Here is a 12,996-nt window from a genome sequence, read left to right on the forward strand (position 1 = left end):
AATTAATCATCTCCATTTTTCTGCTCAGATAAATAGACCTTGGTCTTATCCTGCAGATCATTAAGATTAGTCACTGCTATCTGATCTCCTTCAGAGAGGGAAGAGGTGACAACAGTCCAATAACCATTAGTAGCTCCTGTTTTAATTTTTTGTCTCACTGCCCTGCCGTCTTTTATTAAATAAACATGGGGAGCTGCTTGATAGTTAAATATTGCTTTTTCCGGAACAATTAAGGCTTCATTTATTTTTTCAGCTATTAGAGAAACAGAAACAAAGGCCCCATCTTTCAGATTAGTCCCATCTTTTAGTTGTAAAGTTACTTCGGTAGTTCTGCTTTTAGAGTCTGCTGTCGAGCCGATCTCAGAAATCACTGATTTTATTTCTTTCTGTTCAAGAGCAGGAGAAGAAATTAAAGCCTCAGTCCCAACTTTTAATTTTCTGAGATCATTCATTCCAACCTGTACTTTTATTTCAACCCTGTCACTTTCTGCTATTTCAAAAAGAGGCTGACCCGCTGCTTTAAATTCTCCTATTTCTGCAAATTCATTGATAATTTCAGCACTAATTGGAGATCTAATTTCTGTATCCTTAAGTTTTAATTGAGCATTTTCGAGCTCTTTTTTTGCTTTTTTAAGCTTTTCTGCTGTAGTTTCAACATCTAAACCAGCAATTTCTACTGACTTTTCCGCGCTGGCTAGAGCAGCCTTTACCCTTTCCAGCTGAGCTGCAGCTTTTTGAAACTGAGTTTTAGTCTGCTCAAATTTAGCTTCTGCAATGGCATTTTTTTGATAAAGTTTTTTATCCCGCTCATAATCACTCTGCCACTGAGAATAATTGCTCTCTGCTTCTTTTAAAGCTGCTTTAGTCTCGGCTAAATTGTTTTTTGATATTTCTTTAGCTAGTTTAGCTTTCTTTAAAGCAATTTCTGCTTCACTAACAGCAGTCTCTGCCGAAGCAAAATTATTTTTTAGCTCCTGATCATCAATTTTAGCCAGAAGATCTCCTTTTTCTACTTTTTGACCTTCTCCAACAAAAATATTAGTTATCTCGCCCCCAATTGAGGCAGAAATTTTCCTTTTACCTGCATATTCTGCAGTACCACTGTAGTTATATATTATTTCAAAATCTTCTTTCTGAACTTTGGCTGTTTCTACTGCTGTTCCCAGATCATGCTCTTCAGCTACCTGAGGCTCTCTATTTTTGAGCTGTCTGATAAAAATTAAAGCCCCGACACCAATAACTATAATCAGTAGAATAGTTAATCCCATTTTAATTTCTTTATTCATTACTCTCTCCTCCCAGCATTCCGGCTTGAAAGCTTCTATATATATTCTCTACTGCAGCCAGAATTTCTGTTTTCTGCAGCTGAACCTCGTATTTTGCGGTAGTTAAATCTCTTTCAGCATCACTTAAGAGTTTCTGAGTTGAAATCAGCTCACTTTCAATTACTGCCCCTTTTTGATATCTACTTTTGGTGCTCTGATATTCTAACTCAGCTCGTTTAAAATTTTTAGCAGCTGTTTCAAGACTATTTTTAGTTAATTCTAACTCTCTTAATAGGCTTGAAATCTCAATAGCTATTTCAGACTCAAGCTTATCTAAGTTAATTTCACTCTCTCTGATTTCGGCTTCTGCAGCCTTAATTTCTGTTTTAGTTTGGCCACCGTCGGAAAATTCATAGCTTAAAGCAGCAGTAACTTTCCATTCGCTTTCATCCAGCAGCTGCAGCTCTTTTAAAGAAATATATTTCTCATTCTTGTCTCTTGTATCAGCACTGCCGCTTAAATTAAATTGGTATTTACTGTTAAGAGAAGTTGTTATTTTGCCGTCCTCAAAAACATATTCTCCCCCCAGTGAAAAAACAGGTTCAGCTTCAGCTTTAAGATACTGAATATCTTTCTTTATTAGATCTGAATTTAGCTGCTGAATCTGATAGTCAGTTCTATTTTGATAGGCCAGTTTTAAAAGTTCATCTTTTTTAAACTGAAGATTAGCCTGAGCCTTAATTAAATTTTTATCTTTTAAAATCTGCTGAGCTAAATCGATACCTGTTAGTAAGGCAAATTGATCTCTAGCCTTCATTCTATCATTTTCTATAATCTGCATTTTTTCTTTGTTTTTAGCTAAATTTATTTCCATTCTTAAAAGTTTTGCTTTGGTTATTAAATTATCAGCAAATCTTTTTTCAGAATCCTGATAAAGAGCCTCTGCTTCTTTTACTGCCTGCTTCTGGTTACTTACTAAAGATTCTATTTTCAAAAGATTATAATATTGTTTAATCACATTTTCTAAAACTTCTTCTCGTTTTTTATTGAATTCTAATTCTGCAATATAATATTTAAGCTCTGCCTTATCTAATTGAGCTTCTGTACCCGAAGATTGAGCTAGAAATTTACTGTACTCAATTGTTGTGAAAATATCTCCGTCATCTGTCAACTCTTCCTCCTGCCAGGCAAGCTCCCCCTTCAATTTTGAATTCATAATTGTCTCAGCAGATTCTTTCTGCATTTCAGCTGCTTTTAATTTTTCTCTAGCCGCCTGGAGGGTATTATTATTTTTTAGAGCAGATTCTAAAGCTGTGTTTAAATCGACTTCTGCTGCCGAAACAGTTAAAGATAGAAGGAGGCTGGCTGTTAATAATAAGCTAATAATAACTTTATTTGTTTTCATAATTTAGCCCCTCCTTAAAATCACCTGTGCTCAAATATAATTCAGCCAGACTGAGATAATAATCTATCTGAGCCTGAGCATAATTTATTTCGCTCTGGTAAAGATCAACCTGAGTTTCCAAAAGCTCTGTCCCAGTGATGTAGTCTTCTTCAAAGTATAACTTTTTAACTCTTAGAGCTTCTTCAAAACTTTCTATTAATTTCTGATAACGCTCAAGCTCTGCAATGCTGTCTTGATAATCAAGATACTTGTCATTAACATCAAGTTTTATTTTATCCTTAACTAACTCCAGCTTATTTTCAGCATTTTCAAGTTCATTTTTTGCTTCTTTTTCATCTAAGTCAGATCTGTAATCTTTAGCAGCAAGACTGTAATTTATTTTTTGAAGTTCTTTATTTGCCGCTGCCTCTTTAATCTCAATTCTCTTACTTAAAGCAGTTTTAAAAAGTTCTTTTAAATCTTTTTCTAAATGCCAATTTTTTAATTCATCTTCTTTAAAATTAAGCTGCAGCTGATCTTCAAACTCCATCTTTAAGTTCTGTTTTACTTTAAATTCAGCTCTCTTTTTATTATTAACAGCTGCTTTTAGGTTGCTTGCTGCAGTTTTTAATTCAACTTCGGCCTGCATTAGATCACTTTTAATTAAAATACCCTGTTCATATTTTTCCTTAATATTTTCTAATTCCTCTTCTAAAATATTTTGATATTTCTGATGAATAACTAGAGAGTTTTTTGCTTTATAATAGTTAAAATAATCGTCAATTAAATTTGCAGTTACCTGATCTTTAGTAATTTCTAAGTTTCTTGCAGCTATTTCAAGTTCTATTTCAGCTTTTTCTAAAAGAAGTGGTGAAGGACGTACTTCCTGTTCTGCTTTTTCTTTTGCTAAAGCAATTTCTTTAGCTTCTAAATTCATCTCAGCTTCTTTAACTTCTTCATTTTTAGTTAGAGACTGTGCTAAGTATCCCTGTAAATTCAAAGCTGACTCAGCAGCTGAAACAGTTAGAGTAATTAATAGAGCCCCGGTTAATATCAAAAATATGAATAAAATCTTCTTGAGCATTTTAATCTCTCCTTTAATGAATGAATATTCATTCATATAATGTGAATAAGATACCAGCTGCTCTCACAGCCGGCTTTATTTGCTATTTTGATTCTAATTAAAAAATCTTATTACAGTGATGGTGTTTTAACATTTAATACTTCAAATTTTTCTCCCTGATCAGCTTTTAATTCCATTTCAGTATTTGGCGGACAGCTTACAATTGTTCCTGCTTCAACAATATTTGATTCATCTCCGATTCTTAAAGTACCTTTTCCTTCTTTAATATAAAAGAATACATCAACTGGAACCTGATGAGCTGGTACATGATCTCCTTCAGACAAAATAAGGTTCATAACCTGAGCATTATCATGTTTGAGTACTGCCTTAGCAATAACACCTCTTTTGTTTTTCTTTCCTTTTAACTCACTTAATTTAATAATTTCCACAAAAATCATCCCTTTCAAATTAATAATTCTTTGTTATATTCAATATTTGCGATATGAATGATTGCTCATTCACTAATAATATTATAATACTTTATTTGAATTAATACTGTGATGAAGCTCACACAACTTAATTTAAATAAAGATATCATCAATTCTTTCAACAATAAACTCTGGCCCCTGTTTCAGCATCTCTATTTCAGGTTCAGTTAAAGAATATTCTATAATCCCCTGCATCGAGCCAAAAAAATAGACAGCCATCAGATGAGTATCAATTTCTTTGATTTCTCCTCTTTTTATGCCAGTTTCAAATAATCTTTCCAACATCTTGATCATAGAATTCATATGCTTTTTGATTTCACCACTTTTTTCACCTTTAGAAAAATCTTTTTCCCTGACAAGAACACGACCCAGATGTGGATTTTTGATCAAAACTGAAAAATGCTGCTTTAAAAATTTGCTTAAAAACTCTTTAATTGATAAATCCTGCTCTTTTAATTCTGACATAAATTCCATTCTTTTTTTCATCTCTGACTCAAATATATATGACAAAACTTCATCTTTGCTGGAAAAATAATTATATATTGTACCAACAGCAAGACCTGCTTCATCAGCTATATCCTGCATTCTTGTATTAAAAAAACCGCTTTTTGATATTACTTCTACTGCAGCTGAGCAAATTCTATCTTTAGTTTCCTGTGCCACTATAACCATCTCCTTGAATGAATATTCATTCATATTATAGCAGTCTTAACATAGATTGTCAAATTTAATGAATTAATTCCTACCTTATCTTTTCTGATAATTTGTATTCTATTATTTAAAAACATTCTCCAAAACAAGAAAAACACTCCCTGATTTTAAAACAGGGAGTGCCTTTAATCTTAAGCTAAAAATTCTGCCAGATCTTTTTCTACATCACCAATTGTTGTTAAATCAAACTTATTAATTATAGTTTCTGCAATATTTTCAGAAAGAAATGCTGGTAAGCTTGGTCCTAATTTAATATTTTTTATTCCCAGATTGAGCAGTGATAGGAATATAATAACTGCTTTCTGCTCATACCAGGCAATATTGTATGAGATTGGGAGTTGATTGATATCTTCAGCCTCAAATATTTCCTTCAATTTTTTAGCAATCATGACTAGTGAGTAGGAGTCATTACACTGACCTGCATCCAGTACTCTTGGAATTCCATCAATATCTCCCAAATCAAGTTTATTATAGCGATACTTAGCACAGCCTGCTGTTAAGATAACCGTGTCTTCTGGCAGTTTTTTTGCAAATTCGGTATAATATCTTCTTTCTTTAAAACGACCATCACAACCTGCCATTACAAAAAACTGCTTAATTTTACCATTTTTAACTGCATCTACAATTTTATTAGCCAGCTCGATTACCTGATTATGAGCAAATCCTCCAGTGATATGTCCACTTTCAATTTCTGCTGGGGGAATAGATTTTTGAGCTGCTTCAATTACTGGACTAAAATCTTTATTTCCATTCTCATCTGCTTCAATATGCAGTGAGCCTGGATAACCGGTAGAATTTGTAGTAAATATCTTATCCTGATAACTCGCGGCTGGCCAGGGTGGTACTATACAATTTGTAGTAAATAATATTGGTCCGTGAAATGCCTCAAAATCTTCTCGCTGCTCCCACCAGGAACTACCGTAATTACCGATAAAGTGATCGTACTTTTTGAAAGCAGGATAATAATTAGCCGGCAGCATCTCACTGTGTGTATAAACATCAACTCCAGTGCCTTCGGTCTGTTTTAATAAGGTTTCCATATCTTTCAAATCATGACCGCTTATCAAAATACCAGGACGTTCTGAAACGCCAATATTTACTTCCGTTATTTCTGGGTTCCCATAACTTTCTGTATTTGCTTGGTCAAGCAGAGCCATTGCTTTTAGGCCATATTCTCCAGTTTCCATTGTTAAATCAAAGAGCTCATCTATACCTAAACTGTCATCAGTAAGTTTGGCCAGTGTTTCAGTGATGAATTTAAAAATATCTGGATTTTGATAGCCCAAATTATGAGCATGTTCAGTGTAAGCAGCCATTCCTTTTAAACCATAAGTGATCATTTCTCTTAGAGATCTAATATCTTTATTCTTGGTGGCAAGCACTCCCACTTTCTTAGCTTTTTGTTTTAACTCTTCTTCATCAGCGGGCTTCCAGATAGCAGCATCATCAATATCACTGCTGAAAACTGCACCTGCTCTTTCTGCTTTTTTACGAATATCTTTTCTAATCGACAGTGCTTTTTCGATTTTGTTTTTAAATGATTGATTATCAAAATTAGCATTACTAATAGTTGAGAATAAAGAATCAATTATAAAATAATCTGCTTCCTCTGTGGCAGCTCCTCTTTCTTTTGCCTGTTTTAAGTAAATAGCTATTCCTTTGAGCAGGTAAATTAGTAAATCCTGCAGGTTAGCAGTGCTTTCTTCTTTTCCACAAACACCTTTGGCAACACAGCCTGTTCCACCGCCTGCTTCCTGACACTGGAAACAGAACATCGGCATCTGTCTGATCTCATTTACGTCCAATCTCTGTGGTACATGGTCTTCATCCCGATTTTTTACTTTTTCAAGCGGAATATTTAATTCTCTGCTTAAAATTTCTTTAATTCTACTTTCACAGAAATTTGCCTGACATTCACCGGTCTTAGCTCTGGTTCTTCTTTTGACTGCATCCGTAGTTTTAATTGGAATAGAACGGCTTAAAGCATCTAAAATTTCAGCTTCAGTCACATTTTCACAGCGGCAGATAATATTTTTTTGAGGATTTTGATGGTCAATTTCTCCACTGAAATCTTTACCCTTTTCTTGGGCAATCGCAGGTCGATATGGGTTAAAATCTGCTTTAGCTTTTAATTCTAAACCGGTCTTTGACAGAATATTTACAACTTTTTTGGCAATTGCTGGTGATGATGTAAGTCCCGGAGAGTCAATACCTGCTGCCTGAATAAATCTTTCGACTTTACTCTCTTCAACAATGAAATCGCCTCTGGTGCTTTTTGGTCGTAAGCCGGCAAAAGTCTTTATCATTTTTTCTGTATCAAAATTTGGAATTGATTTTCTGGACTGCTCTATAATATAATGAAATTCTTTTAGAGTTGTTCCGACATCCTCTTTTTTATCTATTTCTTCTGCATTAGGGCCAATCATAAAATTACCATGAGTTGTGGTGGTAGCTACTACTCCTTTAGTTTTTGGTTTTGGGGCCTGAAAAATTACTGTATTAACTAAATGGCCCTGTTCTTTGCTAAAGACTACATATTCTCCCCGCATTGGATAAATTTCAAAGTCTGCAGCATCTACCATAGCAGCTATTTTATCGGCATAAATACCAGCGGCATTGATAACATATTTACTCTTAAATTTTTCTTTTACAGTTTCAATTTCAAAATAATCACTCTGCTGTTCAATATTTATTACCTCTGATTCTAGCTTTAATTCTACTCCATTATCAACTGCGTTTTCAGCTAGTGCGATTGTCATTTCAAATGGTGAAGTTACACCAATACTCTTACAATAAAAAGCCGCCTGGGCTTCATCACTTACATGTGGTTCAATTTCTTTAATCTGCTCCCCATAAATTATTTCAATATCTGTCTCTTTTTGACCTACTTTTAAAGCATTCTCATATATTTTTTCTAAGGCTTTTTCATCTTCATCATCAAAAGCGAGCACCACACCGCCAGTTTTTTTATAACCGAAATGTAATTTTTCGTTTAAATCCTGATAGAGTTCATTTCCCTTTATACATAGTTCTCCCTTTAAGGTTCCTGCTTTACCAACATAACCACCATGAACAATACCTGTATTTGCCTTTGACGCACCTGTGGAGACATCTGACTCTTTTTCAACCAAGGTCACCTTAAGATCATACTTTGAAAGCTCTCTAGCAATTGCTGAACCAACAACCCCAGCTCCGATTATACTTACATCATACATCAAATTAACCTCCCTCTTTAAATCTTGAGTAGTTTAATTATATTAAAAATTCTGACATTTAACCGTGATAAACATCACACTTATCCTATAATACCGCTGCAAATAAAAATAACTCCTGCTTTTAAACAGAAGTTATTTGAAATATCCATCCATATTTTATTTTGGACTATAGATCTTTGTATATTCTTTTTGTCCGCTTTTACTGCTGCTACTATAAATAGCTTCAACTAAAATATTATTCTCATCAAATAATGATTTTAAAGCCTTTAGTTCCATTTTAGCAGCAATTGCTGAACCACAATCACTTGAAATCACTGGTGGAACAGCCTGCATTCTAAATTCAATTCCATGTTTAGAAAGTATATTTTTTGCTTTAATTGAATGATGTGTAGACTGAAATAAAATTAATTTATTTTTTTCCTGATTTTTTAGTTCCATTCTATTTTTACTCCTTTTTCACCCTTAACAGCTTTAGCAATGACAGCAACATCCAGAGCTTCAGCGTAGAGATCAATTAATAAATCTGCTGCATCTTTTTCGGAAACTGAAATTAAAAGTCCTCCTGAAGTTTGAGGATCATACATTAAATCATAAAGTGTCTGATCTCTTTTTCCAGTTTCACTAACAAATTCCTGATAATTATCCCTATTTTTATAAGCCCCTGCAGGTAAAAGACCTGATTCTGCAAAGTCCCTAACGCCTTCAAAAACAGGAATCTCAGAAGCATCAATTTCAAGCTGCAGACTGCTGTTCTCAGACATCTCAAGCAGATGTCCAATCAAACCAAAACCGGTTACATCTGTACAGGCATTGATTTGATACTGATCAAAATATGTTAAAGCAGTATTATTTAAAGTCAGCATCGATTTTACAGCTTGATTTTTTTCATCACTTTTGGTAAATCCTCCCTTAATTGCTGAAACCATAACTCCTGTTCCCAGGGGCTTGGTTAGAAGAATAAGGTCACCCTCTTTGATCCCAGAGTTGCTGAGTAATTTATCAGGGTGAACAGTTCCTGTTACAGATAAACCATATTTAGGCTCTTCATCTACTACTGTATGTCCTCCACATAAGCTGGCACCGGCTTCTTTTACTTTATCAGCACCTCCCTGCAGAATCTGAGCCAAAATTTCTGCTTCCAAACAGGAGGGAAAGCCAACTATATTCATCGCTAAAATAGGCTGTCCACCCATTGCATAGACATCACTTAAAGCATTGGCAGCAGCAATTTGACCAAACAAATAAGGATCATCTACTACAGGTGTGAAAAAATCCAAAGTCTGAATTAGAGCTATATCATCTGTTAAACTGTATACAGCAGCATCATCTGCCTTATCAAGACCAATCAACAATTTTTCTGGATCAGCAGGAAAATTAACGCGACGCAGAACCTGCGCCAGAGCCTTAGGGCCCATCTTAGCTGCTCAACCAGAAGTTTTGCTGTAATCAGTTAATCTAATTTGAGACATAATATCACCAACTTTCTTATTAATTAACTATAAATTTTTTATATCATCTGTCCTTGTCTATAAAGATATAATCTAAAAATCAAAATCACATTATATCCTTATATAGTCACTACTATTTATACTGTCTACAATTTCATACATATTGCTAACTTCTCCAACCTCAACCTGATCACTTAATTCATAATAATCAAGACAGGTACCACAGAGTAAGATCTTAACTCCTGCTGCTTCTAAGTCTTCCAAAACTTTTTTTAGATCTGCTTCTAAAACAGCCAGCTTAACTCAGAGTTCAGAAAAATAACTTTTTTGGGTAGAGGTTTAATATCAAGCAGAGTTGAGAGAAAACCTTTGATCAAGATTTCTCCTAACTCCGGTTCTCCTTCACCTAATTTGTCAGAAGCTATTAAATAAACCTTGCCATTTGCAGAACTTTTAGCAGCCGAAGATTTATTGGTACTATTCTCTATTTCATTTTGCCCATTGTTCTTTATTAAAATTTTAAAATAATCTGCAGCTTCCTCTACTACACTAACTTCTGCCTTTAATTTTCTAGCTAGTTTTGCAACATTTTCAGAAGCAGTTTTATTATCAACAATTGTTAAAATTTCATCATGTTCAGCCATCGCTTTTTTGGTCAGCACTACCGGTTTTGGGCAGGCCAACCCTCTTGCATCAATTTCTTTCAATATTATTTCCTCCAATTGTAACTATTATATTTTATTTGACTTTATGAATAATTGACTCCATTATATTTAAAAATCTATCTACTTCAGCTTCAGTGTTAAAATAACCAAGACTGAGGCGCAGCATTCCCTGCTTATCTGTTCCTAAAAATTTATGTAATAAAGGTGCACAATGCAGTCCACCCCGCAGGTGAATATTATACTCCTCCTGCAGTTTAAAAGAGAGCTGATTAGAACTTAAAGCACCTAAATTAAATGCTGTAACAGAAGTTCTATTTACAAGATCTTTTTTTCCGTAAATTTTTATCTCAGGCAAAACTGTCAAACCATCAATAATCTTTTTTAACAATTTCATTTCCTGCTGGTGAATTGATTTTAAGCCCTCAGTTTGAATAAATTTCACTCCTGCTCCCAATCCAACAATACCGATAGTATTAAGTGTGCCTGCCTCCAGATAATCAGGCATTATTCGAGGCTGCAGAACACTTAAAGAATTGTTACCTGTCCCTCCTTCTTTTAAAGGTTTGAGCAGCTCATAATTTCTAACATATAAAGCGCCAATACCAGGAGGGCCAAAAAGAGATTTATGTCCGGGAACTGCTAAAAAATCTATATTCATTTTATCTACATCGATTGGAATAATGCCTGCTGTTTGAGCTGCATCAACCAAAAATAGTATATCTTCTGCTGCCGCAATTTTTCCTATCTTTTCCAGATTATTAACTGTCCCTAATACATTAGAAGCATGAGAAACTATAATCATTTTCGTATTATTTTTAACAGCATTCTTTAAACTCTGATATTCGATTTCTGCAGTTTCTGGGTTAAATTCAATATAATCAACTGCTATCTCTCTCTCGTTTCTTAAACGCTCAAGCGGCCTAAGCACCGAATTATGTTCCAGTTTAGAAGTTATTACATGATCTCCTTTTTTTAAAACACCTTTAATTACCGTATTTAACGATTCTGTAGCACCAGAATTAAAGACCAGTTGAGCAGAATTTTTGATAGAAAAAAAATCAGCAATCTTTTCCCTAGTATCAAAAATTATCTGGGCAGCATCATAGTCTGCAGCAGAACCAGTGCGTCCAGGGTTAATACTTGAAGCGCGGAAAAAATCATCTGCCGCCTTGTAAACAATTTCTGGTTTGGGCCAGCTAGTAGCAGCATTATTAAAATATATCATTAATTAAACCTCCATCTGAATAAATCTCTACTTATATAATTAATTCTTTTTCACAGGCTAAAAACCTTTATTTTTCACTAAAAATGTTCATTTATGTTCACGTACCCGGAACGTGAACATAAATGAAAAACTCCTGCTTTTACACAGGAGTTCATAAAGGAGATCATTCTATTAAATTTTATTTTTAAAGATTTTCTAAATCTGTTTTAATTTCAGCTACAAGCCTGTCAATTTCTTGATAATCTTCATCAGCACCATGACCTTTAGCAACAACAGGATCATAAAGTTCCACCTTCAGATTTGGCATCAAGTCAAGCAGCTTATCAGTCATTCGACCCGCCCAACCATATGAACCAATAATTGAAGCATATCTTGTCTTAGGCTTTAATACATTGGCTAAATAGGCTGCATATACTGCTGCTGGATGTGGACCTGTTAAAACAGTTGGTGAACCAAAGACTACAGTTGAAGCATCAACTAAGGAAATCGCTAAGTCACCAAGATCTACATCGGCCAAATTAAATGGTTTAACCTTTATGCCTTCATCAATTAGTGAATCAATAAAGTAATTTACTAAATCATCAGTACTGCCGTGCATTGAAACATAGGGAACTATAACTTCTGGTTTAACATCATCACTCACCCAATCATGATAGGCATCCAAAATAATTTCAGGATTATCATAAATTGGACCATGACTTGGGGCAATCATATCTATCTCATAATCCTCTAATTTAGCTAAATTATTTTTAATGATCTTTCTAAAAGGCATCATAATCTCCGCATAATATCTCTTAGCAGCTTTAAATACTTCCTCTTCATCTTCTACATATAAATCACTTGTTGCTAAGTGAGAACCGAAGAAATCACAGGGGAATAAGATATTCTCTTCCTGCAGATAGGTTGACATAGTTTCTGGCCAGTGAACCCATGGAGTATCAATAAATTCAAGTGTTTTACCACCTAAGTCTAATGTTTCTCCATCTTCGACTACTCTAATTTGATCTTCTTTAAGCTCTAATAAGTCTAAAAGCATTGATTTTGCCTTAGCAGAACATAAAACTTCTGCCTCTGGATATTTTTCTAATAAAACAGGAATTGTTCCGGAATGGTCCTGTTCAGCATGATTAGAAATAATATAATCTACTTTTTCTACCCCAGCCTGTTCCAAGTTATTTAAAAAATCATTGTCAAAATCAGGCTCAACAGTATCAATTATCGCATTTTTTTCCTGACCACGAATAAAATAAGAGTTATAACTTGTACCATCAGGGAGAGGAATTAGCTCATCAAACAATTTGCGGTGCCAATCAATAACACCAACACTATAGATATCATCTTTAATCTTTCTAAACATTTAAAACTCCTCCTTTGGGAATTTATAAGATTTAATAAATTTAGATTTATATTTTCTAACAAAATTATTTTAAAATGTTTCTACCATTAATCATTATATTAATCCTGATTACTTTTGTCAAGTTTATTATATGTCTTATTTTTTCTTTTTTCCGTGACATAGCTCACACAAAAAA

12 protein-coding genes and 1 pseudogene are annotated in these 12,996 nt (G+C 34.1%); all 13 read right to left on the minus strand.

All coding sequences use genetic code 11. The features are described 5' to 3' along the window. Window positions 1-2: 2 nt before the first annotated feature. The 13 genes and pseudogenes from ACZ446_RS10425 to ACZ446_RS10485 all read right to left on the minus strand — a co-directional run bounded on the left by ACZ446_RS10425 (window position 3) and on the right by ACZ446_RS10485 (window position 12,821). The gene (locus ACZ446_RS10425) at window positions 3-1,286 is read right to left on the minus strand and encodes an efflux RND transporter periplasmic adaptor subunit (protein WP_464392496.1); all 1,284 of its coding nucleotides are present in this window, start codon (window positions 1,284-1,286) and stop codon (window positions 3-5) included. Further along, a complete protein-coding gene (locus tag ACZ446_RS10430) occupies window positions 1,279-2,670 on the minus strand; it encodes a TolC family protein (protein ID WP_464392497.1) in 1,392 nt (463 codons plus the stop codon). The genes ACZ446_RS10425 and ACZ446_RS10430 overlap by 8 nt, the downstream gene beginning before the upstream one ends. Beyond that, the gene (locus ACZ446_RS10435; RefSeq protein ID WP_464392498.1) at window positions 2,657-3,733 is read right to left on the minus strand and encodes a TolC family protein; all 1,077 of its coding nucleotides are present in this window, start codon (window positions 3,731-3,733) and stop codon (window positions 2,657-2,659) included. Before ACZ446_RS10435 ends, ACZ446_RS10430 begins: the two co-directional genes overlap by 14 nt. Window positions 3,734-3,843: 110 nt before the next feature. Further along, window positions 3,844-4,161 (minus strand): cupin domain-containing protein, encoded by a 318-nt coding sequence (locus tag ACZ446_RS10440; protein ID WP_464392499.1) that lies wholly within the window; start codon window positions 4,159-4,161, stop codon window positions 3,844-3,846. A gap of 132 nt (window positions 4,162-4,293) precedes the next feature. Next, complete coding sequence (locus ACZ446_RS10445; protein WP_464394395.1) at window positions 4,294-4,872, minus strand: TetR/AcrR family transcriptional regulator; 579 nt, start codon at window positions 4,870-4,872, stop codon at window positions 4,294-4,296. A gap of 170 nt (window positions 4,873-5,042) precedes the next feature. Then, window positions 5,043-6,692 (minus strand): hydroxylamine reductase, encoded by a 1,650-nt coding sequence (hcp, locus tag ACZ446_RS10450; RefSeq protein WP_464394396.1) that lies wholly within the window; start codon window positions 6,690-6,692, stop codon window positions 5,043-5,045. 147 nt (window positions 6,693-6,839) lie between these two features. Next, window positions 6,840-8,126 (minus strand): annotated as a pseudogene (locus ACZ446_RS10455) (FAD-dependent oxidoreductase); the annotation flags it as partial. Window positions 8,127-8,282: 156 nt separating this feature from the next. Next, window positions 8,283-8,564 (minus strand): putative Se/S carrier protein, encoded by a 282-nt coding sequence (locus ACZ446_RS10460; protein WP_464392500.1) that lies wholly within the window; start codon window positions 8,562-8,564, stop codon window positions 8,283-8,285. Further along, entirely contained in the window at window positions 8,555-9,595 is a 1,041-nt protein-coding gene (gene selD, locus ACZ446_RS10465) for a selenide, water dikinase SelD (RefSeq protein WP_464392501.1), read from the minus strand. Before selD ends, ACZ446_RS10460 begins: the two co-directional genes overlap by 10 nt. 90 nt (window positions 9,596-9,685) lie before the next feature. Then, a complete protein-coding gene (locus tag ACZ446_RS10470; RefSeq protein WP_464392502.1) occupies window positions 9,686-9,838 on the minus strand; it encodes a DsrE family protein in 153 nt (50 codons plus the stop codon). 20 nt (window positions 9,839-9,858) lie between these two features. Further along, window positions 9,859-10,281, minus strand: coding sequence for a sulfurtransferase-like selenium metabolism protein YedF (yedF, locus tag ACZ446_RS10475; protein ID WP_464392503.1), 423 nt, complete (start codon window positions 10,279-10,281; stop codon window positions 9,859-9,861). 31 nt (window positions 10,282-10,312) lie between these two features. Then, window positions 10,313-11,464 (minus strand): aminotransferase class V-fold PLP-dependent enzyme, encoded by a 1,152-nt coding sequence (locus ACZ446_RS10480; protein ID WP_464392504.1) that lies wholly within the window; start codon window positions 11,462-11,464, stop codon window positions 10,313-10,315. 184 nt (window positions 11,465-11,648) lie between these two features. Further along, window positions 11,649-12,821, minus strand: a complete 1,173-nt coding sequence (locus tag ACZ446_RS10485) for an FprA family A-type flavoprotein (protein WP_464392505.1) — start codon at window positions 12,819-12,821, stop codon at window positions 11,649-11,651. Window positions 12,822-12,996: the final 175 nt, after the last annotated feature.

It is taken from the genome of Halanaerobium sehlinense, assembly GCF_055379485.1.

Coding starts and splice junctions, on each gene's coding strand:
- ACZ446_RS10480 (WP_464392504.1), bottom strand. CDS start 11,464: ATGATATATTTTAATAATGCTGCTACTAGCTGGCCCAAACCAGAAATT.
- hcp (WP_464394396.1), bottom strand. CDS start 6,692: ATGCCGATGTTCTGTTTCCAGTGTCAGGAAGCAGGCGGTGGAACAGGC.
- ACZ446_RS10425 (WP_464392496.1), bottom strand. CDS start 1,286: ATGAATAAAGAAATTAAAATGGGATTAACTATTCTACTGATTATAGTT.
- ACZ446_RS10460 (WP_464392500.1), bottom strand. CDS start 8,564: ATGGAACTAAAAAATCAGGAAAAAAATAAATTAATTTTATTTCAGTCT.
- ACZ446_RS10430 (WP_464392497.1), bottom strand. CDS start 2,670: ATGAAAACAAATAAAGTTATTATTAGCTTATTATTAACAGCCAGCCTC.
- ACZ446_RS10485 (WP_464392505.1), bottom strand. CDS start 12,821: ATGTTTAGAAAGATTAAAGATGATATCTATAGTGTTGGTGTTATTGAT.
- ACZ446_RS10445 (WP_464394395.1), bottom strand. CDS start 4,872: ATGGTTATAGTGGCACAGGAAACTAAAGATAGAATTTGCTCAGCTGCA.
- ACZ446_RS10435 (WP_464392498.1), bottom strand. CDS start 3,733: ATGCTCAAGAAGATTTTATTCATATTTTTGATATTAACCGGGGCTCTA.